Consider the following 25,616-nt stretch of genomic DNA (forward strand, 5'->3'; position numbering starts at 1 on the left):
GATCCTGCAGACTCAGACTCTGATCCGGCTGGCGCCGCTGTCGGTCTGCTCGACGAGAAGCTGAGCGGGAATCTGCTCTTGCATCGACTCGACATGGCTGATGATGCCGACAGTGCGTCCGCCGGAGCGTAGTTCGTCGAGCGTGCGCATGGCCACGTCGAGAGTGTCGCCGTCCAGTGACCCGAAGCCCTCGTCGATGAAGAGCGTGTCGAGTTGAATGCCACCGGCGCGCGCGGTCACAACCTCGGCCAGTCCGAGTGCGAGCGCAAGCGAGCTGAGGAAGGTCTCGCCGCCGGACAGTGACTGCGCGGGCCGGGTCTGGCCGGTGAAGGCATCGAAGACGACGATTCCGAGACCGGATGCCGCGCCACGGGCTGCGAGTGCATCGGAATGTTGCAGCTGATACCGACCGGTCGACATATCACTGAGCCGTCGGTTGGCAGCCGCCACGATCTCTTCGAGTTCCGCGGCGAGGACGAACGTCTCAAGCGTCATCTTGTGCGTGTTTCCGGAGCGCCCGGCGATCGTGTCAGCGAGGCTCTTGAGCACCGCGAAATCGGCCTGCTGCTCGGCGCTGGCGGCATATTCCACTGCGGCTGATTCGATGAGTTCGCCGAGCTGTTCGACGGTGGTCTTCGCTCTCGCTGCGGCGTCGAGCGCGGCCGTCCATGCCGTGCGCGCCGCACGTGCTGCGTCCTCGGGCCCGCCGAGGTCGATCGGAGCCTCGGGAAGCGCGCGCATCTCCAATGCCAGCAGCAGCTCTCGCTGCTTCTCGCGCTGCACGGTGTGCGATGTGATGCGCGAGTCGAGCTCCTGCTGCTCGGCTGCCGGTAGCAGCGCCTGACGTGCGGCCGTGACATCGTCGAAGTCGGATGCATCGAGCGCCAGCTCCTGCTCGGCCACAGCCTCGGCGTGTGTCGTCGTCCGCCGGGCGCTTTCCTCCAGCGCATCGGCAAGAGCACGAGCAGTTCCGACGTGCGCGGTGACCGCGGCGATGCGCTCAGCGACCGATCCGAAGGGGCCGCGTGCGTCGGCGACAGCTGCCTCAGCCTCAGTGCTGCGCTGCGCGATCAGGGCGAGTGCCTCGCGCGCCTGCGCCAACGCTGCTGCCGCTTCGGCACGGTCCTTCTCAAGCTGCGCCGATCGTGCTGTCGTCTCACGCAGCGCCTGCTCGGCGTCAGCGAGTGTGCCGACGGCTACCTGTGCCTCGGCACACAGCGCTGTCGCAGCGGTGAGCTCATCTTCGGCGACGACGGCGGTGCGGCCTTCCGTCACCGTGTCTACGACGGCCAGCTCGCGCTTAAGCTCTGTTACGCGATCGAGCGCCTCACGATCGCCCTTGGCGGCGACATCACGCGCGGCTTCGGCGGTGGCGACGTCGTCCTGCGAAATGGGATCGCTGTGCTCGGCCGGCGCGGGGTGCTCCGTCGCCCCGCACACGGAGCATGCTTCCCCCGGCACCAGTGCGGCCGCGAGCTCTCCAGCGAAGCCGTCCAGACGGCGGCGGCGCAGCTGTGTGAGCGCAAGCTGTGCATCGTCGAGGGCACTGCTCGCGTCCACGAGCGACCGCTCCGCCTGCTTGAGATCTTCCCGAAGCCGCTCGGCTTTTACCGCTGCGTCTCGGCGTGCCACCGCGGCGCTCATCGCCCTGTCCAGGTCGTCGGCCCGGTCGGCGCTGCGCCTCGCGGTGTCTCGCTGTGCGATCAGCTCGGCGATCCGGGCCGGAAGCTCTGCCCGTTCCGCGTCGCGCGCGTCGACGAGCTCGGATGCCGCTACCGCCTGCGTCTCAGCATCCGTCTTCTGCGCAGCGAGGTTCGGGGCGTTCTGCTCGAGCTCGGCTGCGCGCTTCCACTCGCCGCTCTGACTGGTCCGCTGTTCCGCCCATACTTCCAGCGTCTCTGCGGTGACCTCCTCGAGTTCGACCTCTGCCGCAGCCCACGCCTCGCGGGCCGCGCATGCGGCGACCTCAGCCTTCTCACGGTCGCTCGCGGCACGATCGGCGGCGCTGATCGTGCCGCGCAGCGCTTCTGCTGCCCGGGCACGCTGCAGGGTGGTGCGGGCCGCCGCGATCTCGGGCTGTTGGGCGTCCAGCTGCTGCATCGCAACCCTGGCCGCGTCCCTGTTCTGTTGCGCGTTCTGCTCCTCGCGCGCGGTTGTCAGTGCCGCGTCGGCCGCGGTGAGTCGCGTCTCGGCTTCTGCACCTTCGGCATCTCGGCGTTCGAGATGGTACTGGGCGCGCTCGAGCGCAGCCCGAAGCTTCTCGAGGCGCTCCTCGGTGGTTCCGCTGGAAACCTGATCGAGCTCATGCTCGCCCCACAGCTGAGTGCTGGTCACCATGCGCTCGGCCTGTTGGAGGCCAGCGTTGACAGCCGCCAGACGCCCCTCCAGGAGATACTCGGCTGAGCGGCGCCGCTCGTCGAATCGCGCCTGCACGTCTTCGAAGCGTTCCGTCGCGAACAACCGGCGCAGCAGCGACTGGCGCTCCTTACTGTCGGCGAGCAGGAAGCGTGCGAAACGGTTCTGTGCGAGCAGGATGACCTGCAGGAACTGTTCGCGACTGAGCTGCAGGATCATGTCGAGCTCGCCTGCCACGTCCACAGCCCGCGCCGCGATACCGACCCAGGTCTCGTCGACCCACTCTTCGAGGGCGACGGCCGACGCCTGCTTGGTCATGCCGCCACCGCGTTTGGCCGGACGCAGATACTCCGGCGAGCGCGTCACCCGGAATCGTCCGGCGGTGGTGCTGAACTCGATGACGACCTCGCTGATGTCGTCCGGAGCGCAGTGGTCGCTGCGCAGGCGCTTGTCACCGCTTTCGTACCGCGGAACGCCCCCGTACAGGCCGAAGCAGACAGCATCCAGAATGCTGGACTTACCCGCGCCCGTGCGCCCCGCGATGAGGAAGATGCCATCGTCAGCGAAGCGGTCGAAGTCGACGATCTGCCGGTCGAGGAACGGCCCGAACCCCTCGATCTCCAGCCGATGCAGACGCACTAGACGAGCGCCTCTGCGGCAACGCGTTCATCGAGGATCTCGTCGATCAGCTCGCTTTCGCGTTCGCTGGCCCCGTGACCTGCGCGTACGTGCTCGAGGAAGGCCTCGATGCGCTCGGTATCGGTGACGGCCGTCTTCAGCCGGTCCGAGTACGAGCGCTCTTCGGTTTCAGCTGCCCCGACGGGCGCGTGCTGCACCATCGCACAGTAAGGGAATCGCTCTTTCAGGCGCCGCATCGGTTCGGCCTGTGGGAGAGTGTCGGTGTAGACGGCGCAGACCCAGTCGTCGGCGTGGGCTGCGACGTTCTCGGCGGAGAGGATTTCGTCGAGCGCTCCGGTCAGCGTCACGAGCCTGCGCGGTACTGGCAGAGCGAGCCACTGCGCGGACACAGCCCCCACGCGGTCGATGTCGACGAGCCAGGAACCGCGCTCCTTATGCTGCTCGCCGAAGCTGTAGTGCAGCGGAGCCCCGGCATATCGCACGCGTTCGCTGAGGGTCTGTCGCCCGTGGATGTGGCCGAGTGCGACATAGTCAGGTCCGTCGAACACGTTCAGCGGTACAACGTCGAGCCCGCCCTGACGAACCTCGCGTTCGAGGCCGTCTGTCGCCTCGACGCCAGCCGCGAAGCAGTGTGCGATCGCGACCGAACGCCCCGCACGCGACGCCAAATCGGCTCGCACCAGACCCATGGCGTGCGCCATGGTCTGCGCCTGCGTGCGCAGGGTGGCCTCGGGCCAGTGCTGTCGCACGATCGCTGGCTCGAGGTACGGGATGCCGTAGAAGTGCACGGGACCATCTGCATCGTCGATCGTCACCGGCCGACCGATCGCGAGCGGATCGGTCATCACATGGATGCCGTCACGCAGCAGCTGCGCCTGGAATCCCAGCCGGGCAGCAGAATCGTGGTTCCCGCTGGTGACGATGACGCGAGCGCCCGTCTCATGCAGCGCGACGAGCGTGTTCCCGAGCAGTGTGTACGCGGGGCCTGCCGGAGTCGCGGAGTCGAAAACGTCGCCGGCGATGATCACGACATCCACTGGGTTTTCAGAGGCCGAGAGCTCAGCCACCTGCCGCACCAGCGCCGACAGCACATCAGCCAGCGCATCCATGGTCGAGTTGCCATGGAACGTGCGGCCGATGTGCCAGTCGGAGGTGTGCAGGATTCGCATATTCACACCGTACGGAGGGCCGCGGACATTCCCTCAGAGGCGTGCCGTGGCATCCCGATCAGTTGGCCAGTGCGAGGGTGCCGGTGTCCTCGGAAACGGGACCGTCCTCGGAGACGGATTCGTCCTGCGTCATCGGCTCGCGCGGCAGGAGATCCTCCTTGCGCCCGCGCACCATGGTGAACGCGACGACGGATGCCAGCACCATACCGACCGCGGCGGCGAGGAAAACTCCGCCGTAGCCGTTCGTGAGGACGTCTCGTCCGACCTCACCCTGGGCGTGACCGCCGATGATCGCGGCGTAGACCGCAGTGAAGATCGACAGACCTACCGAGCCGCCGATCTGCATGGCCGAGTTGGTGACGGCGGATGCGACACCCGCATCGTGCGGCGCTACCCCCGTGAGGGCGACATTCTGCAACGGGATGAAGACGAACGCCATTCCGAGGCCCATGACCAGCAGGGCCGGGGCGACCTGCACGAAGTAGTTGCCGTCGGCAGTGATGAACGACAGGTAGACGAGCGCCGCCGCGACGACGAGAGGACCGCCGATGAGCATCGGACGCGGGCCGACCTGACCGAGCATCTTCGTCGCGAATCCGGCCAGCACCATCGTTCCCAGTGGCAGCGGCAGGCTGGCCACTCCGGCCTCGAGCGCTCCCATACCGAGCACGATCTGCAGGTGGAAGGTCAGGTACAGCGTCGCGCCGATCATGACGCTGCCGGCGACGGCCTGAATGAGAAACGCCCCGCCGCGCACCTTATTGGCGACAACGCGCAGCGGCAGCAGCGGGTTCGAAACCTTCGCCTGAACCCACACGAACGCCGCGAGGATGATGAGCCCCAGCACGATGAAGCCGATCGTGAACGGGTTGGTCCAGCCCGTTTCCGCGAGGCTGAAACCGTACGCGAAGGATGCCAGGCCAGCCGTGACCAGCAGCGCACCCCACAGGTCGTAGCGCTTGTCGCCCGCCGCTTTACTCTCGGTGAGGAACAGCGCGCCGCCGATGATACCGACAGCGCAGAAGAACAGGTTCACCAGCAGACACCAGCGCCAGTCGAAGAACTCGGTGAGGAATCCACCGAGCACCATGCCGACGGCCGCGCCGGTGCCGGCGACCGTTCCGAACACGGCGAAGGCGACGTTGCGCTCCTTGCCGGAGGGGAACAGCGTGGTCAGCAGTGCGAGCGCGGCCGGCGCCAGCATCGCGGCGAAGACGCCCTGCAGCCCGCGACCGAGGATGAGTTCCCACCCGGCGGTCGCCAAGCCTGCATACAGCGACGCCAGGCCGAAGCCGATCATGCCGACCATGAACGTGCGCTTGCGGCCCCAGTAGTCGGCGATGCGTCCGCCGAGCAGCAGCAGCGCCCCAAAGGCGAGGGCGTAGGCGGTGACGACCCACTGCCGCAGATGATCATCCATGTTCAAAGCGATCTGCGCCTGCGGCAGAGCGATGTTGACGATGGTGCCGTCGAGGACGACGACGAGCTGGGTCAACGAGATGACGAACAGGGCCCACCATTTGGCTTTGGGGCGGGCGCGCAGGGTCTGAGACATGAAAATACCTCCGGTGTCTGGTGAGGATGCCGGAGGTTTCAAGCCTCGGACCAGCTTCCGTTCAGAGGCTGACCGCCTCAGCTAACGGTGCTGAGCAGAGTTCCATTGTATCTGAGGCCACGCTGTGGATTCGAGCCGGAAGGTCCCCTGACCCACCCTCACCGCGACGATCGACACGTGGTCATACAGTGTGCGCGTTGCACTTTCACCTGTGCGGGGTACGGGGCTGCACGATGCGAGATCTGGACTGCCCTCCGCCCTACAGGAGCCGGAATTGACCCTCCGGCAGGGCTTGTGCCCGCTTCGTCGTGGCTACCGACTTCCGCTCTATTCCTCCAGGTCGTGCGTCCAGTTGGCCTGCTGAATCCGATTGTCCAGCTCGCGCAGTTCCTGCGCGACGCCGTCGGCCGCCGCGCGCACTTCTGAGACAGGGAGCGCTGCGATCTGCCGCAGCTCTGATCGCATCTGGCGCATGCCGACGGAGTTGGTTCCGGATGCTGCGGCCGCAGCATCCGCCAATAAAGAATGCTGCAGGCGCAGCACATCGCGCGCGGCGAGCGCATCCGTCATTGTCCCGTCCGCGCCGAGGGAGAGCCGGGAGTTGGTCGCGTTGATCCGCCGGATGAGATCGCGCAACTGACCGAGGTCGGCTTCGGCTTCACCCAGCAGTGCTGCGGCATCCTCTGCAGGCTCCTCGCCCTCCTGGTAGCGGGCGTTCGCGGTGACGCGTGCGCGCAGCTGTTCGAAGCGGCGCTGCAGGTCTGCTCTGGCCGTCAGTGCCTCAGCGAGTTTCATGCCCTCATCTTTGCAGACGCCACACGATGCGTAATAGAAGGTCACACACCTGAGCGCTCAGCGCCGGCGCAGCAGCCCGGCGTGCGCGGGGTGCTGTTCGAACCACTCGGCGACGTACCAACAGACCGGGTCGACCTTGCGATCGCCGCGGTTCTCGATATCGGCGACGGCACCGGCGACCACACGGGCAGCATGCCCGTTTCCGCGGAAAGTCGGGATGGTGAAGGCTCTGGTGAGCGCGATCGTCGCCCCGTCGTCGCGATAATCAAGAGCGCTGACGAGCACTCCGTCTCGGGTGAGCGTGTAGCGCGAAGCATCCTTTTCGTCGGTGAGAAGGAAACCGTCAATCATCGTGGATTCACTCATCTCTACACGGTAGGCCACACCGACACGCAGGGACTCGTTTTGACACGAGACGACATCGTCAGTAATAATCCCCCCATGACCACCAACGCGCGCCCTTTGTCCGCCCAGGAGGCGAACAGGACTGCCGGGATGATGATGCCCGGCTGCGTTGGCATGTGTTGCCGAATGTGTAGCTGACCCCAGCCAACCCGTCTGGCTCGACGGAATCGCCATCTGCGAATTCTGAGCCCCCGAGCATCCACCCCTTGTGCTCGTTCCCGGCCTTTCCGGTCATTCATGCAACACATCAGAGCTGTATCAGCTCACCCTCACAAGGACTTCATCATCATGTCGAATACTGCACTCCTCGAGCGTCCCGTTACTTCCGCCGCGCACCTTCGTGCCGTCCAGCCGCCGGCAGTGTCTGCCGCCGTTGCGCCGACTGCCGCTGATCTTCCCGCCACCCGTTCGCCGCGCGGCTTCGCCCTCTACGTTGGTCTCGACGAGATCAAGGCCGCCGAAGCCGGTGTGAGCCTGCCGGTGCTTGTCGACGCACTGCGCCGCACGCTCGCCGAGCTCGCTCCTGGAGCTGAGACGCACGCCACCGTCGCCCTCGCACCGCACGGTGCCGGTGGACGCGACCTCGATGTCGTCCGCCTCGCCCTGCAGGAACCGGGCGCGATCGCCCGTTCCAAGGCGGCCGAGGACGAGGAGCAGGACGAGAACTACGGCGTTACCGTCGACATCTCCCGCAAGCGCGTTCTGATCGACGGCGATTCCGCTGCGTTCACCTACAAAGAGTTCGAGCTGCTGCAATATCTCGTTCTGCGCGAAGGCCGCACGATCGAGCGCACGGAGCTGGTTTCTGCGCTCTGGCAGTCGCCGGATGACGAGACCCCTGGCGAGCGCACCATCGACGTGCACGTGCGGCGCCTGCGCGCGAAGCTCGGCCGTTACGAGGACATCGTGCGCACCGTCCGCGGTGTCGGCTACCGGTTCGACCGTCACGCCGATGTTGCCATCCGCTACGGACACGGCACGCCTTCGCCCGACCGCTTCTGAGGCTGTCGGCGGTCAGTTCGACCCTGCATCCAGCCTGATCGGCCAGTCCGCCTCCTCGGCCATAACTCCTGAAGATTGGGCCGCTCGGAGCGAAAACCGGCCGGATCCGGACCGTTCCAGCCCAAAGTTCAGGAGTTGTGCACAGGGGCCACGGCAACCGGGGACGGCGCGACGGCAACGGGCACTGTCAGAGACCGGACGTAGGGTATCTGCATGACCACGACAGCGGATGCCACGGCCCCCGCTGCCGCGTCGGCCCCGCCGTTGACGGCGGTGTATCGGCCCCCGCACCCGCTGAACATGTTCCGCACGGTCCGCGCTCTCATGCGCGGACCGAAAGATCCGACGATGCTCGTCCACGGCACCACGCTGTGGCGTGCCTCGCGCACCCCGCAGGGCATCGCGACGTTGGCACTGCGGCAGAGCACGGAGGGCGTGCATGCCACCGCCTGGGGTCCTGGTGCTGAGTGGGCCCTGACACAGCTTCCGGCGCTGTGCGGTGCCGACGACGATCCGGCCGGCTTCGACGCATCGCTGCATCCGCTCATCGCCGAGGCTGCGCGCCGTCACGCCGGGCTCCGCCTCACCCGCACCGACCTCGTCTTCGACGCCTTCGCGAGCGCCGTCATCGAGCAGAAGGTGACGTCGTTCCAGGCGTTCGGAGCCTGGCGTGTGCTCGTCACCCGCTTCGGTGAGCAGGCCCCCGGCCCGACGCCGCGCGCGATGTTCGCACCGCCGACCGTCGCCGGCTGGCACGGCATCCCGTCATGGGACTGGCATCAAGCCGGCGTCGAGCCGCCGCAGTCACGTGCGCTGGTGCGCGCGGCCGAACGAGGGCAGCGCATCGCCGATGCCGTGCTCGCAGCTCCCACCGGCGCCGATCGCGACCGTGTTCTCACCAGCCTGCCGGGAATCGGCCCCTGGACCGCATCCGAAACCCGCGTGCGCGCCCTCGGCGATCCGGACGCCGTGAGCGTCGGTGACTACCACCTCGCCCACGAGGTCGGCTTCACACTGACCGGCGCACGCGCCGACGATGACGGGATGCTGGCGCTCCTTGAGCCGTGGGCAGGCCACCGCCACCGGGTCATCCGCCTCATCCTCGCCAGCGGCGTACGCGAAGCACGCCGTGGACCACGCCTCGCACCCGAGGACCATCGCCGGCGCTAGACGAATCCCTCGCGCCAACGCCACGCCGCACCACGGCACGGAAACGCGCTTCCCCCTATGCTGGGGCCATGGCGGCAACGAAGAAGCAACGCTGGACCTGGCTCGGCGGCACCATCGCGCTGTTCATCCTCGGGTTGGTGATCGGGTTGGTCCTGCAGAACGTCTGGCTCGGGCTGCTGCTCGCGCTGATCGTGTCGCTGATCTGGCTGATCGCCGCGGAGTCCCGCAAGGGCGGAAACAGCGGCGTGAACGACGAGTCTCGCGGCATCGAACTCTAAGCGCAGCCCTCAGTAGTAGACCGCAAGCCGCCCGCGCGGACCGTCGATCACCTGTACTGGGGTGTCGAAGACGTCGCTGAGCACAGCATCCGTCATGATTTCGTCCGGTGCACCGAACTGCACGACCTTGCCGTCCTTGACCGCACAGATGTGATCGGCATAGTGTCCCGCGAAATTGATGTCGTGTAGCACGATCACGATCGTGCGTCCGAGCTCAGCAGCCGCGCGCCGCAGGTGCTGCATCATCTGCACCGAGTGGCGCATGTCGAGGTTGTTCAGCGGCTCATCCAGCAGCACGTAATCAGTGTCCTGGGCGAGCACCATCGCGACATACGCTCGCTGGCGCTGTCCGCCGGAGAGTTCGTCGAGGTACCGGGTCTCAAGATCAGATAAACCGAGGAACTCGATCGCCTCGCTGATCACCCGCTCGTCCTCGACGTTGAGCCGCCCCTTCGAGTGTGGGAATCTGCCGAAACCGACGAGCTGGCGAACCGTGAGTCGGGTGATGAAGTGGTTCTCCTGGCGCAGCACCGACACGATCTTGGCGAGATCCTTCGAGGGCGTGCTGACGACGTCATACCCGCCGATCTCGATCGTCCCCTCGTCCAAGCCCAGCAATCGACCGATCATGGTCAGCAGTGTCGACTTGCCGGCACCGTTCGGCCCGACCAGGGCAGTGACTCCCCCGGCCGGAATCTGCAGGTCGACGGGACCGATCGAGACGGTGTCGCTGTACTGCTTGCGGACGTCGGTAAGACTGATCACAGTCGACCCTTTCTGAGGATCACGATGAGGAAGAGCGCGCCCCCGACGAGCTCGATGATGATCGAGACGACGCCCTGCGCGTAGAAGAGGTGCTTCATCACGAACGATGCTCCGGCGAGCACGACGAAGCCGGTCAGCACCGAGATCGGGAAGATATACCGGTGGTCGTATGTGTCGGCGAACTGGTAAGCCAACGTCGCCACGAGGAATCCGAGGAACGTCATCGGTCCCACCAGCGCCGTCGACACCGCCATCAGAATCGACACCAGCAGCAGCACGCGAATGAGCTCACGTCGATGGTTCAGCCCGAGGTTTGTCGTGATGTCCTTGCCGAGCGCGAGCAGGTTGAGTCGCTTGGCGTTCATCCAGAGCAGGATGCCGGCCACCAGGCACAGCGGGATCGCAATGGGCAACTGCTCAGGGTCGGCGTTGGAGATGCTGCCGAACATCTGGGCGGTGAGCACGTCGAACTCGCTGGGTGTGAGCAGGCGCTGCATGAACGCCGACACCGATCCGAGCCCGCCGCCGATGATGATGCCGATCAGCAGCATCACCTGCAGGTTGGCGTAGCGACCCGAGAGCAACCACCCGTACAGCAGCACTGACAGCGCGACCATCACCACGATCTGCAACACGAACTGGGCGTTGCCCTGCAGCATCACGAGTCCGGTGACCCCGAGGAAGTAGACCGCGGCTGTCTGCACGGCGACGTACAGCGCCTCGAATCCCATGATCGACGGGGTGATGATGCGGTTCTCGGTGGCAGTTTGGAAGCTGACCGTCGCGATCGCCTGGCAGAACGCGACGACCAGCATCACGATGATGCTCGTGGTGCGCATCTGCGTGATGCGCCAGAATCCGTCGGTGCCGAAGGGCACCGGGTTGTCCCACACCAGGATCCCGATGGCGAAGAATGCCGCGAGCGCGATCAGGATGCCGAGGATCGTGAAGTATCTGCGCCTGGCGCGTCCGCTCGGCAGCGGGCCTGAACGGCGCTCGGCCAGCCGCGGGGCGCGTGCGGAATCGACGGCCCTAAGCACGACGGCGCTGTTTCAGCAGAAGGGCGATGAACACGAGCGATCCGACGACACCGAGGATCAGTGAGACAGGGACCTCGAACGGCATGATGATCGTGCGACCGATGATGTCGCACACTGTGACGATGGCGATGCCGAGCAGGCAGACCCAGGGCAGGTTGCTGCGCAGATCGTCTCCGCGGATCATCGAGATGATGTTCGGCACGATCAGTCCGAGGAACGGAAGGTTGCCTACGATGACGGTGACGACACCGGTGGCAACCGCGATCAGGGCGGTGCCCAGCAGCACGACGCGGTTGTAATTGAGGCCGACGTTGGTGGAGATCTCCTCGCCCAGGCCAGCGACAGTGAAGCGGTCGGCGACGATGAAGATGACGACGCCGACGATGGCCACGATCCACAATGCCTCGTATTGTCCGCGCAGCACCGAGGTGAAGCTGCCGGCGAACCAGACGCCGAGACTCTGCAGCATGTCGGTCTGCAGGGCGATGAAGGTGGATATCGAGCCGACGACCGCGCCGAGCATGATCCCTACGATCGGCACGATCAGAGACGAGCGCAGCGACACCCGCCGCAGGAACAGGAAGAAGACCATCGTGCCGATGAATGCGGCGATGATCGCGCCGGTCATCTTGGGCACGATGCCGGCCGTCGGGAAGATGATCATCACGGCGAGCAGTCCGAGGCCCGCCCATTCGGTGGTGCCGGTGGTGGTCGGTTCGACGAAACGGTTCTGCGTCAGCAGCTGCATCACCAGACCGGACATGGCCATCGCCGCTCCGGCGAGCATGAGGGCCGCGGTGCGCGGGATGCGAGTGATGGCGAACATCTCGGCGCCGTCATCCGCGCCGAAGATGTCGTAGACCCCGACGAACAACGACACGACCAGCAGCAGAGCGACAACGACGATCCCGATCACGAGCTTGGGGTCGAAGAGCCGACCGCGCGTTCGCGGCGTCGGGCTCAGAGTCGTTCGCATCATGGTGTTTCTCTTATTGTCTCGCAGGTGTGGGGGCGGTCGTGCACGCACCGGCCCCACACCTGCGCTGAGATCAGTTTCCTTCGAGTGCGTCCGCGAAGGATTCCAGGAACTCGGTGTAGGTCTGGATGCCCTCGTTCGTGTAGGTGTCAGCGGGCATGTAGATGATGTTTCCCTCGACGACGGCGGTGACCTTGGCCAGTGCCTCCGAGTTCTCGAGGACGTCAGCGGCGGGCGAGAAGTTCGGGTCGTCAGCGCCGACTGCGGCATCCCGGTCCATCACGAGGATCCAGTCCGGGTTGGAATCGGCGATCGCCTCGACGGCGATGTCGTCACCCTGGTGGTCGTCAGTGGCTTCAGCAACCTCAAGCGCAGGAGTGAGTCCGGCGAAATCGAAGACTGGGCCGAGCGTGCGTCCGACATGCGGGGCGATGTAGCCGATCTCTCCGCCCGAGGTTGTGACGGCCATGACGGTTTCCGAGTCGTCGTATGCCGCCGCGACCCGCTCGATGGCCGCGTCCAGGGCGTCGTTGAGGGCCTTCGCTTCGGCCTGCTTGCCGAACACTTCGCCCAGGATGGTGGTCTGACGCTTGAGCTCTTCCTCGAACGGCTCGCCCTCGCGCGGGTCGAGTTCGAGCACGACGGCATCCGGCGCGTACGAGACGAAGTCGTCGTGGAACTGCGCGAAGCGCTGGCCATTGATGATGAGGTCGGGCTCGACCGCGACGACCGCTTCGAGGTTCGGCTCGCGGTGGCTGCCGAGGTCGATGATCGTCTCGTCCTCCGTGTAGGAGTTCGTGTTCGGCATGAGCGAGACGGCAGCCGCGGTCAGTTCGACGCCCCATGATTCGAGCGTCTCGAAGGTGCGGTTGTCGGTTGCGACGATCGACGCGAGCGGAAGGTCGATCGTGTGCTCACCGTTGTTGTCTTCAACCATCACCGTGGTCGGCTCGTCTGCGGAGCTGGGCGCTTCGGCTTCTGCGGCAGGGCTCGCTGCGCAGGCTGCGAGTGTGAGTGCTGAGACGAGGACGAGGGATGCTGCGGCCAGCGGGCGGCGTGAAGACATGAAGCTCCTTGTACGGAAGAGAGGGGATCTGGCGGCTAGGTAAGGCTTACCTCAACTGCTCGTTATGTAGGCTAGCCTAACTTTATGGCCGAATCGAAATCTTCCTTTTCTCTGGAGCGTCATCCGCTCGATCTGCACTTCCGGGTCGTCACGCTCACGGCACGGGAAGAGGTCGCGCCGAACTACGTTCGCGTGCGGTTGGAGGGCGATGATCTGTATGGCTTTGCCTCCCCCGGCAGCGATGATCACATGCGCCTGTTCTTCCCGGACGAGATGCCGGACACCGTCGAGGAACTGCGCGCTGCCCCCAGCCGCGAGTACACCCCGCTGGTGTGGGCCGAGAACTGGCTCGAAGTCGAATTCGCCGTTCACGGAGGCGAAGGCGTGGCCTCGGTCTGGGCAGCCAATGCCCCCATCGGCTCGAAGATCGGCGTGGGCGGCCCCCGCGGATCAGCGGTCATCACCGGCACACCCGGCTCATGGTTCCTCGCCGGCGACGAGACGGCAATCCCGGCAATCCGCCGATTCGCGGCGCTGATCGAGAATCAGCCGGCACGCATCGTCATCGAGGTGCGCGGCTCAGAGGACGAGATCCCGCTCGATGCTCCCGTCACGGTCGAGTGGGCGCATCGTGGAGATGCGCCGGCCGGGTCTGCGCTCATCTCCTTCATCGATGGCGTGACGGATACTCCGGGCGACGACCCGTTCGTCTTCATCGCCGCCGAGCAGCAAATCGTGAAGCCCGGACGCGCTCTGCTCGGGCGCTGGGGCGTCGACCCGAAGCAGGCTGTTGTGAAGGGCTATTGGAAGCGTGACGAGCCGGAGTATCACGCTCCGCACTGACGCCGCAGGCATGAGGCTGCGGGCCCGTGAGCCGGCGGAAGGCACGGCTCAAGGGACCCAATAATCAGCCGCTCCGGTCGCACTTTGTGTCGCTATTCGCGGCTTTTAGCGACACGAAGTGCGACGGGAACAGTGGGGGCGCGCGCAGTGGGTGGTACGCGCGGTGGGTGGCGGGCGCTCAGGGCGAGCGCTCAGCGCACACCGAGCTGAGACTCCATGACTGCGGCCGCGGCGCCGAGCAGCACGAGGTCCGGGTCGTTCGCGCCGACTTCGATCTTCAGCCCCTCGATGATCGCCGGGCGCAGCCGTGAATGGATGCCGTCGACCACACCGTCCGCGAACGCCCCTTCGACAAGGCCTCCCGGGCCCACCACAACGACGACGTTGATGTTCAGCATGATCACGATCGGTGCGAGCACTTCGCCGAGCGTGCGACCGGCCGGCTCCAGCACCTCCGCGCCAACGGCTGCGACCCGTCGCTGAAGGTGTGGTGCGCCCACGACCATGTCGAGGCATCCACGCCGACCGCATGGGCACAGCTCGCCGCCGGGGTCAACGGTGAGGTGTGCGATCTCACCCGCCGCGAACTGCTCGCCCAGCACCGGCTCACCGCCCTCGAGCACGGCCGCGCCGACGCCGTTCGCCATGTCGACGACGATCGCGTCGCGGCCGGATCGGTTGCGGAAACGGCTGAGGCCGAGCGCGAGCAGGTTGACGTCGTTGCCGACGACGGTCGGAAGACCGGTGCGGGTTTGGATCGTGTCTGCCAGCGGCACGTCTCGCCAGCGCAGCCGGTCGGCAACATGCACGAGACCGGTGTCGTCCACGAGCCCCGGGGATGCGACGCCGATGCCGATCACCTGACTGGAGGCGCGCTTGATCAGTAGTCTCGCCAGGTCGACGGCATAATCCAGCGCCGGCTCGCCGTGCGCGCCGCCGATACTGAGCTGTGCCCGATCTACGACGGTGCCGTCGAGGTCGATGATCGCTCCGGTGAAAGTGTCGTCGTGGGTGAGATCGAGCACAATGGTGCAGTTGCCTTCGGCGTCGATCGCCACACGAGAAGCGGGCTTACCGACGCGCGCCTCGGCCACCACGCCCAGGTCATGCACGGTGCCGGCCCCCACGAGCTCGGAGACGAGCCCGCCTACCGTCGGCAACGACAGCCCGCTCAACCGAGCAAGCTCCGGCCTGGTCTGCGGGCCGTTCGCGTACAGCAGCCGTCGAATCACCGACAGGTTGTGTTGCCGCGTGACGTGAATCGCCTCACCGCCGGAGTGCTTTCGTGAGCGACGAAGCGCCTTGAGTTCATCGGGAGTCAGCGACAGGATGCCCCGCGCATCGGCGTCGTTGGGCTTTCGTGCCACCACCACTTCGTCCTGCTCTCCTGGCTCCGTCACCGCACGATCGTCGAGGTCAGCTCGTCGATCTGCTGCTGACGTTCCGCCTGATTCTGAATCCGCCCGCTGACTCCGGGCCGTTCCTGCCACGGTAGCGGCCCCGAGCCGCGCCGGTACTCCACGCCACGCTCGTCGAGTCGTCCGAGGTGCGTATCGAGCCGTGCTGAGAACTCGTCGAAGTCGCCACCAGGCCCGCTCCACAGCACCTCAGCGAGCGCGCAAGCGCGCGGCCACAGCATGTAGTCGCGGACGCGTCCGGAATCCAGGTGCTCGGCCCACAGGTTCGCCTGGGCACCGCGCAGGAAGGTGGCCTGATGCTCGCTCGCCCATGCCGGGATCGGGTCGAAGTCGTAAACCTCTCGCAGCCCCACCACAACGCCGACCGGGATCGGCTCGCGGGGATCATCGGATTGCCGGTAGTCGAAGTAGAGCTGATTGTCGGGGCACGCGATGACCGGGATGCCGCGACGCAGGGCTTCACCGATGCCGGCGTCCCCTCGCCAGCCGAGCACCGTCACATCCGCGGTGACGTCATGCTCGAGCACTTCGTCCCAGGCGAGCATGCGCCGACCGCTCTGCTCGATATGCGCGCGCAGTTGCTCGAGGAACCAGAACTGCAGTTCGCGAGGACCGGTGAGTCCGCGTTCCCGGGCCAGCTGCTGCGAGCGCGGGTCTGCCTCCCAGGGGCCGGCAGGAACCTCGTCGCCACCCAGCCCGATGTCGACAGCGGGGAAAAGTTCAAGCACTTCGTCGAGCACGGTGCGGAAGAAGTCCACTGTCACGTTCTCCGCGTTCAGCGGGTACGCGCTCACACCCCAGCGCGGGTAGACCTCGACCTGCGGTTGCGCGCCATCGGGGCCGGGAACTCCCAGCTCTGGGTAGGCGGAGATCGCCGCCTGGGAATGACCGGGTAGGTCGATCTCAGGAACGACGGTGACGCCGCGGGCAGCGGAGTACGCCACGATCTCGCGGATGTCCTGCTGCGTGTAGAAGCCGCCGTGCGGGCGAATCACTTCGGGAGCGTTCGCGTCGTCGGCCCCCTCCTGCGTGCGGTCTCGCCAGGCGCCGATCTCGGTCAACCGTGGGAAGGCACGGATCTCAATGCGCCACCCCTGATCATCGGTGAGGTGCAGGTGCAGTCGGTTGAACTTGTGCATCGCCATGAGATCGATGATGCGCAGCACCTCGCGCACCGGCAGGAAGTGCCGAGCGACGTCGATCATGATGCCGCGCCAGGCGAACGCCGGCTCGTCTTCGACCCGGCAGGCGGGGATCGTTACGGTGCGCGGATGAGTGGATGCTGCGCGCCAGACGTGCTCGCCCATCAGCTGCAGCAGTGTCATGACGCCGTGGTGGAAGCCAGCCGCATCCGACGCGTGAATCGTGATGACCAGTGGTGCGACCTCCAGCCGGTAGGCCTCCGGTTGCAGCGCGGCATCATCGACGAAGCAGATCCCGGCCGAATCGAATTCAGCGTTATCGACGCGGATGCACGCTCCGGCCCACAGCCGCTCAGTCAGCAGGGCGACAGCATCCGCGGCATCCGGAACCCTGAGCACCTCGACCGACTCGGCGATGACGAACTCTCCGACGCGCTCGACAAACTGACGTGGACGCGGAATCACAGTGTGCTTCATCATCAGCCCTTCACCGCCCCGCCGGTCATGCCGGTGACGAGTTTTCGTTGCAGGAAGACGAACAGCACGACCACAGGCAGCGAGAACAGCACGGATGCCGCCATCTGCCCACTGACGTCTGTTCCGGTAATGGGAGAGCTGAATGAGGCCAGCCACACCGGGAGCGTGTACATCGACTGATCCTTCATGAAGGTGTAGGCGATGAGGTAGTCGTTCCAGGCGTTCATGAAGGTGAACACGCTCGTGGCGAGCACGCCCGGCAGCACGAGGGGGAAAAGGATGCGGGTGAGTACCTGCCACGTCGTCGCGCCGTCCAACTGCGCGGCCTCTTCGAGCTCCTTGGGCAGCGCGAGGAAGAAGCTGCGCATCATCCAGATCGAGAACGGGAGCGTTGCCGACACGTAGGCGAGGATGAGCCCGAAGTATGTTCCCAGCAGCCCCGTCGCGTTGAAGACGAAGTACTGCGGGATCAGCGTCGCTCCCCCGGGGATCATCTGGATCAGCAGGATGGTCACCAAGATGGTGCGGCGGCCACTGAAGCGGAAACGCGACAGTGCGGCAGAAGCGAACAGTCCGGCCACGATCGCGAACACGACGGCGCCGACCACCACGATCACCGAGCTGCGCAGGTTCTCGAAGAAGCCTGCTTGAAACAGTGCGGTGTGGAAGTTGGCGAGCGTCGGGTCGGTGGGGAAGAACTGCGGCGTGGAGCTGAGCGCATCGGAACGCTTCGTGAACGCGGTTTTGACCATCCAATAGATCGGGAAGGCCCAGAGCACGCAGAAGACGAACGCGATGACGTTTGCCGTCGGCGACGTGCGGTTCAGTTTCCCCGCGCGTCGGCTCCTGGTCGAAGTGATGGTGCTCACAGGTCGTCCTCCCCGGAGTGGATGAGATGGCGGATGTAGACGCTCGTCAGCGCGGCAAGCAGGATGGCCGTGATGAGTGCGAGCGCCGCTCCGGTGCCGAGGTCGAAGGAGACGAAGGCAGTGATGTAGGTGAAGACGCCGAGCGTCGCGGTGGTGCCGTCCGGGCCGCCCTGGGAGACCAGCCAGATCTGGTTGAACACGTTGAAGTCCCAGATCACGGAGAGGATCGTGACAAGCAGGATCGTGGGCTGCAGGAAGGGCAGGGTCACGTTGAAGTAGATCCGCCGTTCGGAGGCGCCATCCAGTCGCGCAGCCTCCTTATACTCCGGCGAGACCTGAGTCTCAGCGGCGTAGACGGTCATCGCGAGGAAGGGCACAGCCTGCCAGACAACCAGCAACCAGATGGAGGTGAATGCGAGACCGGTGTCCGAGCCCCAGTCCGTATTGGTCATGTCGCCGAACACACGCAGCTGCGTGAGCATCCAGTTGAACACTCCGTAACCGGGCTGGAACAGCCAGTTCCACACCAGGGAGGCGGCGACGTTGGGCATCGCCCAGGTGAACACGAGCACGATCGTGACGAGGACGCGCATCTTCGATCCCAGGCGCGTCATGAGATGGGCGATCGCGACGCCGATGAGGAGGCTGCCGACGACGAGGGCGGCGGTGAAGAGGATCGTGCGGATGAACGACCACCAGAATTCGTCGTTCGTGAGAATGTCGAGGAAGTTATCGAACCCGACGATCGAGTATGCACCGGTGAACAGCGATTTCCTGTTGTAGTCGGTGAAGGCCATCCAGATCATCACGCCAAGCGGGATGATCGTCACCGCCAGCAGCAGGAGGCCCGCTGGCGTCATCAGCAGGAATGCTGGCAGTCGACGGTCCGCGAAAGCACGGGCCGATCTTGGTGTCTTCTGGGTCACTTCGTTCTCCGGGTCGAGTGCAGCCGAACGGGGCGGGCGCCGTTCTGGCGCCCACCCCGATATGTCACTGCAGGTACGCGTTGGCCTTCTCGTCGTACGTGGCCGCGGCCTCCTCCGGTGTCGCGGCACCAGAGGCGATCGTGGAGAACATGTCCTTCAGGACTCCCGAGCTCTCGACGTCGGTCCATCCGGGCGAGGCCGGTGTGGCGCGCGAGGTCAGCGCTGCGGAGAAGAATCCGCTCTTGACCTCGGGGACATCAGCGAGGATCTGCTCGCCGACCTCGACAGAGTTGGGCATCAGGCCCTGGTCGCCGAAGACGTGGTCCTTCTGGATCACGTCGCTGGTCGCGATCTGAATCCAGATCAGGGCGAGCAGCTGGTTGTCGCTCTTGGCTGCGATGCCCCAGTCCGAGCCGCCGAGCATGACGGGCTGTGTGCCCGTGCCGGTCTGGCTCGGCAGTGCGAAGGTGCCGAGGTCGTCCTCGGTGAGGTCTGGGTTGGCAGCAAGGACCGTTGCCATCGCGCCGTTGGTGGCGATGATCGCGCCAGCCTTGCCGTCGGCCAGGATCTGCTCCTGCTCAGGGCTGTCCGTGAATACTGTGTCTGCGGCGGCCACCGAGTAGGCGTCCTGGAACTTCTGCCACTCTGCCAGCGCCTCGATATTGTCGCTCGCGGTCGACGTCCACGTGCCGTCGTCGTTCTGCGTGGCGATCTCCCCGCCATGGTCCCAGACGAACTGCAGTCCGACGTAGAAGTGCTGGCCCGGCAGGTAGAGGGCCGAGAAGTCGCTGGCGGCGTTGGCGGCCTGGACCTTGTCCAGAGCGCTGGTCAACTCGTCCCAGCTGGTGGGTGCCTCGGTGACACCGGCTTCAGCCCACATGGTCTTGTTGTAGATCACCGCACGGTTGCCGGCGAAGCCGGGAACGGCGTACAGGGTGCCGTCAACCGTCGCCGGGTCTTCGAGTCCGGACAGCCAGGTGTTCCCCTGAGCGAGGTCGTCCTTGTACGGGGTGACATCCATCAGGGCACCGTTTGCAGCGTAACCGGCCACCTGCGTGTTGCCGATGTCGACGACGTCCGGCGGGGTCGAGGTCCCCAGCGCGGTGGAGAGCTTGGTGCCGATGCCGTCCCACTGTTGGATCTGGACATCAGCTTCCGCACCGGTACGCTCGGTGAACTCGGCTTTGATGGCCTCGAGCGACGCATCGTTGTAGTCGTCCTGCATGATCCAGACGGTGAGGGTCTCACCTGAAGCATCCACCGTTTCCGGGATTCCTTCGGGAAGCTCGCTTCCGCCGGCGGCGCTGCCGCTTGAACCGCATCCGGCCAGCGCTAGGGCGGCCACTCCAGCCGTGGCGAACGCTGCCACGCGCATGATCTTACGCATCTGAACTCCTCTGTGAGTCTCTCGGTGGACCACCGCGAACGGTGGATTAATTAATAATCCACACTTATTAATTAATCCGCAAGCATGTGACCGAACTGAGACCTTCAGTGATTCACGAAGTGAGACTGGTTGTGCCCGGTGAGCGGGCGGCGAAGTCGTCCGCAGTGGCGAGAATGCTGGCCCGCATGGCGGTGGCTGCCCGGGTCAGATTCACGTCCGAGCGATGCGCGAGACTGACCGTCCGAGTCAGCCTTCGATCCCCCAACCGCATCGACCGCAGACTCGGCCGATCAAGCAGCACCATCGCCGGAACGACGGCGACGCCGAGTCCGCGTTCGACGAAGCGCAGCACTGCGTCCATCTCGGCCCCTTCGACCACCGGGGTCGGGCTGAGACCGGCGGCACGGAAGGCCGCATCGGTCGCTGCGCGCAGGCTATAGCTCTCCGCAAGAAACACCAGCGGCAACCGAGCGAGGTCGTGCAGGCCGATGCTCTCCCCATCAGCCACCGGCGGCTGCGCAGCTGACGAGACCACAACGAGCTCTTCGGTGAGCAGCGGAGTGCGCACCAGCGCCGCCCCCGCGACCGGGAGCCCTTCTGACGCGGTGATCAGTGCCATATCCAGCGCTCCGGCGGCAAGATCTTCGACGAGTGGATGCGTGCCTGCCTCGGTCAGTTGCAGTTCGACGCCGGGGTGGGCCGCGTGAAATGCGCTCATCACCTCGGCCACCAGACTGATGCACAGCGTGGGTGGAGCCCCCAGGCGCACGCGCCCGCGCTGAAGCCCGGCCAGCTCGGCCATCTCGGAGCGAACTGCTTCGGCATCCGCCAGCATCCGCCGCGCCCGAGGCAACAGAACCTCCCCCGCTGCGGTAAGCGAGATGTTGCCGCGAGCGCGATGGAACAGTTCCGAACCGAGTTCCTGCTCGAGCGTTGAAATCTGCCGGCTCAGCGATGGCTGAGCGAGGTGGAGATTCTCAGCAGCGCGCGTGAAGTGCCCGATCTCGGCGATCTCAACGAAACCGCGCAACTGCTCCAGGTTCATGTGCTTAGTCTATTGACACCAGAAGAACAATGCATTGGAGTTATTGGGTGCATGTTCTTAGCGTGGAAGGATGACGACACGCGAGCGACAGATCTCCACCACCGTCCTGGTCATCGGAACCGGCGGTTCCGGCCTCCGCGCAGCCATCGAAGTCGCCGAACGCGGTGTCGATGTGCTGGCGGTCGGTAAGCGTCACCGCGATGACGCGCACACCTCGCTCGCGGCGGGCGGCATCAACGCTGCTCTCGGCACGATGGATCCTGACGACAGCTGGCAGCAGCACGCCGCCGACACCATCAAGGAGAGCTACTTCCTGGCGAACCCGCACACCGTCGAAGTGGTCACCCGCGGTGCTGAACGAGGCATCAGTGATCTGGAGCGCTGGGGTATGGACTTCGCTCGCGAAGACGACGGGCGCATCTCGCAGCGGTTCTTCGGCGCCCATACTTTCCGCCGCACCGCATTTGCGGGCGACTACACCGGACTCGAGATTCAGCGCACGCTCGTACGACGGGCCGAGCAGCTTAATGTACCGATCCTCGACGGCGTGTACATCACACGCATCCTGGTGAAGGACAACGTCGTCTTCGGCGCGTACGGGTTCGACCAGTCAGACGGCACGCGCTATCTGATCCACGCGGATGCCGTGATCCTGGCTGCGGGCGGACACACCCGGATCTGGCGCCGCACGTCATCGCGTCGCGATGAGAACACCGGGGACGCGTTCCGCCTGGCAGTCGACGCCGGGGCGCGGCTGCGCGATCCCGAGCTCGTGCAGTTCCACCCGTCCGGCATCATCGAACCCGAGAATGCAGCCGGCACGCTGATCTCCGAGGCGGCGCGCGGTGAGGGCGGCATCCTGCGCAACGCGCTCGGCGAGCGCTTCATGTCGAAGTACGACCCCGAGCGGATGGAGTTGTCGACCCGCGACCGTGTGGCTCTCGCTGCATACACCGAGATCGCTGAAGCCCGCGGAACGCAGAACGGCGGAGTCTGGCTCGACGTGTCGCATCTTCCTCGCGAGACGATCATGTCCCGCCTCCCCCGCGTTTTCCAGACGATGATGGAACTGCAGATGCTCGATATCACGACCGATCCGATCGAGATCGCCCCGACCGCGCACTATTCGATGGGCGGCGTATGGGTACGCCCGGAGGACCATGGCACCGACGTCGACGGACTCTACGCGATCGGCGAAGCATCCAGCGGCCTGCACGGCGCGAATCGTCTCGGAGGCAACTCTTTGATCGAGCTGCTGGTGTATGGGCGGTTGGTCGGCCAGGCGGCGGTCGCACATGCCTCGGCGCTGGACTCGCAACGACGCTCCCCGGTCGCTGTCGCGCAGGCGCGCGCCGAGATCGATGATCTGTTGGCAGCCGACGGGCGTGAGAATGTGCGCGCGCTGCAGCGCGGCATCCGCAACATGATGACCGAGTATGCCGGCGTGGTGCGCTCCGAGGACGGGCTGCGTACCGGTCTTGCGGAGCTCGCCCTCATCGAGGAACGCATGAACGACGTCGGAATCCATCCCGACATCGCCGGCTTCCAGGATCTCGCGCACGCGTGCGACCTCAAGGGCTCGGCCCTGGCTGCGCGGGCAACTCTCGAAGCGGCGTTGGAGCGGCGCGAGACCCGCGGATGCCACAACCGTAGCGACTTCCCCGAGACTGATCCGGCACTGCAGGTGAACCTCGTCTGGTCACCCGCCGCCGGCGTGACCCGCGAGGAGATCCCGCCCGTGCCGGCCGAGATCCAGGCGCTCATCCGCAGCGTCTCGTCCGAGGGCAAGCTCGTCGAGTAACGCGGGCACGCCGAAATTCATCGTTCTTTCGGGAGCACACCGAGCAGCGATGCGGCCACCAGAGCCTCGGCGCGCGAGTGAACACCGAGCTTTCGATACACGGATCCGAGATGCACCTTCACCGTGTTCACCGACAAGTGCAGTTGCTCCGCTATGTCTTGCCGTGAGCTGTGAGCACACAGGGCGCGCAGCACGGCGATCTCCTGACGCGTCAGCAGAGCCCGGCGGGTCTCCATTCCGTCCGATTGCACACAGGTCGGCACCGCCCGCAGCACCGGTTGAAGGGGATGCGGCGATTCGGTGCCGGCACCTGACCCGGCGAGCAATGCTTGACGATCAGACGCGGACAGATAGATGAGCGGGAAGCGCAGTCCATGGATCTCAGCCAGCATATGGAGTTTGGTGCGCGCAGTCACGAGATCGACGGAGTGGGCGCTGTGGCGGGCCACGAGCAGCGAGGCGATGATCGCAAAGCCCTGCTCAAGCGGGGTGCGTGCCGAGAGGCCTGCGGTGACGGCATCTGCCACCGCCCGGTCCGCATCCGCCGTGCGCGCGGCGATAATTGCACTGAGAGCAGCGTGCGTGGCCCTGGCTGCGACCGTCCGTCGCCCCGTGATCTCCTGGTGAGGATCGGCGCCGGCCGCTCGTAGCATCAGGCGCAACAGGCGCAGGCGTTCACGGATGACTGGATGCGTCGTCCCATCGAGCCGCTCACCGACACGCTCATCGAACCAGGTCGATGCCGCCGAGACATCGCCCCGGATCAACGCGGCGCATACCTGCGCGAACACGACAATATCCCAATGCTCCGTCTCTGATTCGAACGCGATGAAGCGTGACAAGACTCCGTCGAGACGCATCGCGTCCACCTGGTTCACAGCGATCAGTATCTCGGCGAGGTCACGGTAGGTTCTGGTGTAACCGGTACGCCACGCCGACGGCCAATCCTCCTCGATGACCAGTTCCAGCCACCTCTCGGCTTCGCGAACGGAACCGTTGTCGGCGGCGATGAACGCGAGCATCGACGCCGATGAGTTGCGCCGATGCCCCAGCGCATGCTCGTCGCAGTAGTCGAAGAGAAGACGGTAGAGCTCGACCGCTTCGTTGCGCGCCCCGGCGTAGACGAGGCTGACGCCCACCTGATGCCACACGGTCACGAGAACCTGATTCAGAGAGGGATCGAGCTTTCGATTCAGCGCGAGCTTCGCCAGGTCACGTGACGCGATCCTCGCCTTCGCACGTCCCGCGCTCACCTGACCACTCCGGCGCAGCACATACGCCTCCACTCCGTCGAGGATCGCACGTTCGGTAGGCGGGAGCGAACGCGCGGTAGCAGCAGCCCTGTCACCTGCTGCCCGGAGATACACCATTGCGCGATCCATGCCGTCGGGCTGAAGGGCGAGCTGGGTGCCCATCCACAGCGCCAGGATCGGATGCGCCAGTTGCTCGGATCGTGGAATGCGCCGGATCATGTCTGCGTACACATCACCGTCGTCTCCGCCCAGGGGGAACAATCGCATGCCGACCGCAGCGATCAGGTCGATGTCGCCGCTGCGCACGGCGAACGGCAACGCTGCGCTCGGATCGAATCGCTCGGTGAGGAACCAGCGCGCTATGACCGCTGCCGTGCCCTGCTCGGTGCGGCTCCGGGAGAAGCCTGTGGCGTTAGCCTGCGCTTCTTCGTACACGCCGTCGACGTAGTAAAACTCCGGTTTGCCATCGGATGTTGCGTGCCAGGTGCCGAGCCCTTTCTGCACCAGCCGATCGAGCTGGAGCGCCGCGTCGTCGTGACCCGTCAATGCTCTCGCGAGCTGCGCATCGAGATAAGGCGCCGCTCCTGTGTCACGGATGAATCTCTGCATCGCAAGGTCGACACAACGGGGTGCCGCCTTCGAAGACTCGAGGGGTTCCGCCAGCGAAGGAGCGACCTCTTTCACCACGATCACTCGCAACTTCGTCGTCTGGGCGAGCAGGTCTGCGACATCGGATTCCACCTGCGCGGCGAAAGCCGGTGCCGCTCCCTCGCCATGAAAAACCACGACGACCGCGCGGTCCAGGTCCTGAATGATTCTCGCCAGAATGCCAAGTGCGCTGTCCCCACTGGCAGAGGCAGCCATGAGATCACGATAGAGCCTGTCATCGTCGATGTGCCCGTGCGAGTGCAGAAGAGTGATCATCCGTACCCAGAGCGCGCCAGCACGCGCGGTCGTTCCTTCGGCCTGCGAGCGCGGATCCAGCCAGACAACGACGGCGGATGCCGCGGCGGCCGAACCCCGCGTCCAAGCCACTACATGATCGATGCTCTCGGATGCTGACCCGGCCGGGATGATGACGAATCGTTCTGGGCCATCCAACCGGTAAGCAGCCGGGGCTCGCCGCCCAGACTCGAGGGCATCGATTGTCTTCTCGCCCGTCTGCAATGCGGCTCCGTCCACTCTGATCGATTCGACCATATCGATGACGTGGCATCGTCGGCCAATCGGGCAGAGGAGG

At 65.5% G+C, this 25,616-nt stretch carries 21 protein-coding genes; 5 read left to right on the forward strand and 16 right to left on the reverse strand.

The genetic code is table 11. From position 1 onward, the window contains the following. Positions 1-12: 12 nt before the first annotated feature. The 5 genes from ACSS7Z_RS14425 to ACSS7Z_RS14445 form a co-directional block, all read right to left on the reverse strand. Entirely contained in the window at positions 13-2,994 is a 2,982-nt protein-coding gene (locus tag ACSS7Z_RS14425) for an AAA family ATPase (RefSeq protein WP_438255567.1), read from the reverse strand. Continuing rightward, on the reverse strand, positions 2,994-4,163 hold the full coding sequence (locus ACSS7Z_RS14430) for an exonuclease SbcCD subunit D (RefSeq protein ID WP_438255568.1): 1,170 nt from the start codon (positions 4,161-4,163) through the stop codon (positions 2,994-2,996). Before ACSS7Z_RS14430 ends, ACSS7Z_RS14425 begins: the two co-directional genes overlap by 1 nt. Before the next feature lie 58 nt (positions 4,164-4,221). After that, positions 4,222-5,718 carry an MFS transporter gene (locus ACSS7Z_RS14435; protein ID WP_438255569.1) on the reverse strand — a complete coding sequence of 499 codons (1,497 nt, stop codon included), beginning with the start codon at positions 5,716-5,718 and terminating at the stop codon, positions 4,222-4,224. Positions 5,719-6,045: 327 nt separating this feature from the next. Beyond that, positions 6,046-6,513, reverse strand: a complete 468-nt coding sequence (locus ACSS7Z_RS14440) for a DIP1984 family protein (protein ID WP_438255570.1) — start codon at positions 6,511-6,513, stop codon at positions 6,046-6,048. 57 nt (positions 6,514-6,570) lie between these two features. Beyond that, positions 6,571-6,879 (reverse strand): GNAT family N-acetyltransferase, encoded by a 309-nt coding sequence (locus ACSS7Z_RS14445; protein ID WP_438255571.1) that lies wholly within the window; start codon positions 6,877-6,879, stop codon positions 6,571-6,573. 327 nt (positions 6,880-7,206) lie between these two features. Between ACSS7Z_RS14445 and ACSS7Z_RS14450 the strand changes: the two genes are divergently transcribed. The 3 genes from ACSS7Z_RS14450 (at position 7,207) to ACSS7Z_RS14460 (ending at position 9,368) form a co-directional block, all read left to right on the forward strand. Further along, complete coding sequence (locus tag ACSS7Z_RS14450) at positions 7,207-7,920, forward strand: winged helix family transcriptional regulator (RefSeq protein WP_438255572.1); 714 nt, start codon at positions 7,207-7,209, stop codon at positions 7,918-7,920. Between the two features lie 213 nt (positions 7,921-8,133). Continuing rightward, complete coding sequence (locus tag ACSS7Z_RS14455) at positions 8,134-9,090, forward strand: DNA-3-methyladenine glycosylase family protein (RefSeq protein WP_438255573.1); 957 nt, start codon at positions 8,134-8,136, stop codon at positions 9,088-9,090. Positions 9,091-9,158: 68 nt separating this feature from the next. Continuing rightward, positions 9,159-9,368 carry a hypothetical protein gene (locus ACSS7Z_RS14460; protein WP_438255574.1) on the forward strand — a complete coding sequence of 70 codons (210 nt, stop codon included), beginning with the start codon at positions 9,159-9,161 and terminating at the stop codon, positions 9,366-9,368. Positions 9,369-9,377: 9 nt separating this feature from the next. On the opposite strand, the gene ACSS7Z_RS14465 is transcribed toward ACSS7Z_RS14460, so the two are convergent. The 4 genes from ACSS7Z_RS14465 to ACSS7Z_RS14480 form a co-directional block, all read right to left on the reverse strand. Further along, a complete protein-coding gene (locus ACSS7Z_RS14465; protein WP_438255575.1) occupies positions 9,378-10,133 on the reverse strand; it encodes an iron ABC transporter ATP-binding protein in 756 nt (251 codons plus the stop codon). After that, positions 10,130-11,173 (reverse strand): iron chelate uptake ABC transporter family permease subunit, encoded by a 1,044-nt coding sequence (locus tag ACSS7Z_RS14470; protein ID WP_438255576.1) that lies wholly within the window; start codon positions 11,171-11,173, stop codon positions 10,130-10,132. Before ACSS7Z_RS14470 ends, ACSS7Z_RS14465 begins: the two co-directional genes overlap by 4 nt. Continuing rightward, positions 11,166-12,152, reverse strand: coding sequence for an ABC transporter permease (locus ACSS7Z_RS14475; RefSeq protein ID WP_438255577.1), 987 nt, complete (start codon positions 12,150-12,152; stop codon positions 11,166-11,168). Before ACSS7Z_RS14475 ends, ACSS7Z_RS14470 begins: the two co-directional genes overlap by 8 nt. 70 nt (positions 12,153-12,222) lie before the next feature. Then, the gene (locus ACSS7Z_RS14480) at positions 12,223-13,215 is read right to left on the reverse strand and encodes a siderophore ABC transporter substrate-binding protein (RefSeq protein ID WP_438255578.1); all 993 of its coding nucleotides are present in this window, start codon (positions 13,213-13,215) and stop codon (positions 12,223-12,225) included. Positions 13,216-13,299: 84 nt separating this feature from the next. On the opposite strand from ACSS7Z_RS14480, the gene ACSS7Z_RS14485 reads away from it, so the two are divergent. After that, entirely contained in the window at positions 13,300-14,058 is a 759-nt protein-coding gene (locus ACSS7Z_RS14485; protein WP_438255579.1) for a siderophore-interacting protein, read from the forward strand. 191 nt (positions 14,059-14,249) lie between these two features. Here ACSS7Z_RS14485 and ACSS7Z_RS14490 read toward each other — a convergent pair whose 3' ends face one another. From ACSS7Z_RS14490 to ACSS7Z_RS14515, 6 genes are all read right to left on the reverse strand, one after another. Further along, positions 14,250-15,458 carry an ROK family protein gene (locus tag ACSS7Z_RS14490; RefSeq protein WP_438255580.1) on the reverse strand — a complete coding sequence of 403 codons (1,209 nt, stop codon included), beginning with the start codon at positions 15,456-15,458 and terminating at the stop codon, positions 14,250-14,252. Next, positions 15,455-17,098, reverse strand: a complete 1,644-nt coding sequence (locus tag ACSS7Z_RS14495; RefSeq protein ID WP_438255581.1) for a beta-N-acetylhexosaminidase — start codon at positions 17,096-17,098, stop codon at positions 15,455-15,457. Before ACSS7Z_RS14495 ends, ACSS7Z_RS14490 begins: the two co-directional genes overlap by 4 nt. After that, positions 17,098-17,964, reverse strand: coding sequence for a carbohydrate ABC transporter permease (locus ACSS7Z_RS14500; protein WP_438255582.1), 867 nt, complete (start codon positions 17,962-17,964; stop codon positions 17,098-17,100). The genes ACSS7Z_RS14495 and ACSS7Z_RS14500 overlap by 1 nt, the downstream gene beginning before the upstream one ends. Beyond that, positions 17,961-18,890, reverse strand: coding sequence for a carbohydrate ABC transporter permease (locus ACSS7Z_RS14505; protein WP_438255583.1), 930 nt, complete (start codon positions 18,888-18,890; stop codon positions 17,961-17,963). Before ACSS7Z_RS14505 ends, ACSS7Z_RS14500 begins: the two co-directional genes overlap by 4 nt. Positions 18,891-18,954: 64 nt before the next feature. Beyond that, positions 18,955-20,277, reverse strand: coding sequence for an extracellular solute-binding protein (locus ACSS7Z_RS14510; RefSeq protein ID WP_438255584.1), 1,323 nt, complete (start codon positions 20,275-20,277; stop codon positions 18,955-18,957). A 112-nt stretch (positions 20,278-20,389) separates the two neighbouring features. After that, entirely contained in the window at positions 20,390-21,322 is a 933-nt protein-coding gene (locus ACSS7Z_RS14515) for a LysR family transcriptional regulator (RefSeq protein WP_438255585.1), read from the reverse strand. Between the two features lie 70 nt (positions 21,323-21,392). On the opposite strand from ACSS7Z_RS14515, the gene ACSS7Z_RS14520 reads away from it, so the two are divergent. Continuing rightward, the gene (locus ACSS7Z_RS14520) at positions 21,393-23,123 is read left to right on the forward strand and encodes an L-aspartate oxidase (RefSeq protein WP_438255586.1); all 1,731 of its coding nucleotides are present in this window, start codon (positions 21,393-21,395) and stop codon (positions 23,121-23,123) included. Between the two features lie 17 nt (positions 23,124-23,140). On the opposite strand, the gene ACSS7Z_RS14525 is transcribed toward ACSS7Z_RS14520, so the two are convergent. After that, positions 23,141-25,576 carry a helix-turn-helix transcriptional regulator gene (locus tag ACSS7Z_RS14525; RefSeq protein ID WP_438255587.1) on the reverse strand — a complete coding sequence of 812 codons (2,436 nt, stop codon included), beginning with the start codon at positions 25,574-25,576 and terminating at the stop codon, positions 23,141-23,143. Positions 25,577-25,616: the final 40 nt, after the last annotated feature.

It is taken from the genome of Microbacterium wangyouchuni, from assembly GCF_051546305.1.
Taxonomy (GTDB): domain Bacteria; phylum Actinomycetota; class Actinomycetes; order Actinomycetales; family Microbacteriaceae; genus Microbacterium.

What these genes read in the sequence shown, in the direction of transcription:
- ACSS7Z_RS14430 (WP_438255568.1), bottom strand. Translation starts at nt 4,163, where the DNA reads ATGCGAATCCTGCACACCTCCGACTGGCACATCGGCCGCACGTTCCAT.
- ACSS7Z_RS14435 (WP_438255569.1), bottom strand. Translation starts at nt 5,718, where the DNA reads ATGTCTCAGACCCTGCGCGCCCGCCCCAAAGCCAAATGGTGGGCCCTG.
- ACSS7Z_RS14440 (WP_438255570.1), bottom strand. Translation starts at nt 6,513, where the DNA reads ATGAAACTCGCTGAGGCACTGACGGCCAGAGCAGACCTGCAGCGCCGC.
- ACSS7Z_RS14445 (WP_438255571.1), bottom strand. Translation starts at nt 6,879, where the DNA reads ATGAGTGAATCCACGATGATTGACGGTTTCCTTCTCACCGACGAAAAG.
- ACSS7Z_RS14450 (WP_438255572.1), top strand. Translation starts at nt 7,207, where the DNA reads ATGTCGAATACTGCACTCCTCGAGCGTCCCGTTACTTCCGCCGCGCAC.
- ACSS7Z_RS14455 (WP_438255573.1), top strand. Translation starts at nt 8,134, where the DNA reads ATGACCACGACAGCGGATGCCACGGCCCCCGCTGCCGCGTCGGCCCCG.
- ACSS7Z_RS14460 (WP_438255574.1), top strand. Translation starts at nt 9,159, where the DNA reads ATGGCGGCAACGAAGAAGCAACGCTGGACCTGGCTCGGCGGCACCATC.
- ACSS7Z_RS14475 (WP_438255577.1), bottom strand. Translation starts at nt 12,152, where the DNA reads ATGATGCGAACGACTCTGAGCCCGACGCCGCGAACGCGCGGTCGGCTC.
- ACSS7Z_RS14480 (WP_438255578.1), bottom strand. Translation starts at nt 13,215, where the DNA reads ATGTCTTCACGCCGCCCGCTGGCCGCAGCATCCCTCGTCCTCGTCTCA.
- ACSS7Z_RS14485 (WP_438255579.1), top strand. Translation starts at nt 13,300, where the DNA reads ATGGCCGAATCGAAATCTTCCTTTTCTCTGGAGCGTCATCCGCTCGAT.
- ACSS7Z_RS14495 (WP_438255581.1), bottom strand. Translation starts at nt 17,098, where the DNA reads ATGATGAAGCACACTGTGATTCCGCGTCCACGTCAGTTTGTCGAGCGC.
- ACSS7Z_RS14510 (WP_438255584.1), bottom strand. Translation starts at nt 20,277, where the DNA reads ATGCGTAAGATCATGCGCGTGGCAGCGTTCGCCACGGCTGGAGTGGCC.
- ACSS7Z_RS14515 (WP_438255585.1), bottom strand. Translation starts at nt 21,322, where the DNA reads ATGAACCTGGAGCAGTTGCGCGGTTTCGTTGAGATCGCCGAGATCGGG.
- ACSS7Z_RS14520 (WP_438255586.1), top strand. Translation starts at nt 21,393, where the DNA reads ATGACGACACGCGAGCGACAGATCTCCACCACCGTCCTGGTCATCGGA.
- ACSS7Z_RS14525 (WP_438255587.1), bottom strand. Translation starts at nt 25,576, where the DNA reads ATGGTCGAATCGATCAGAGTGGACGGAGCCGCATTGCAGACGGGCGAG.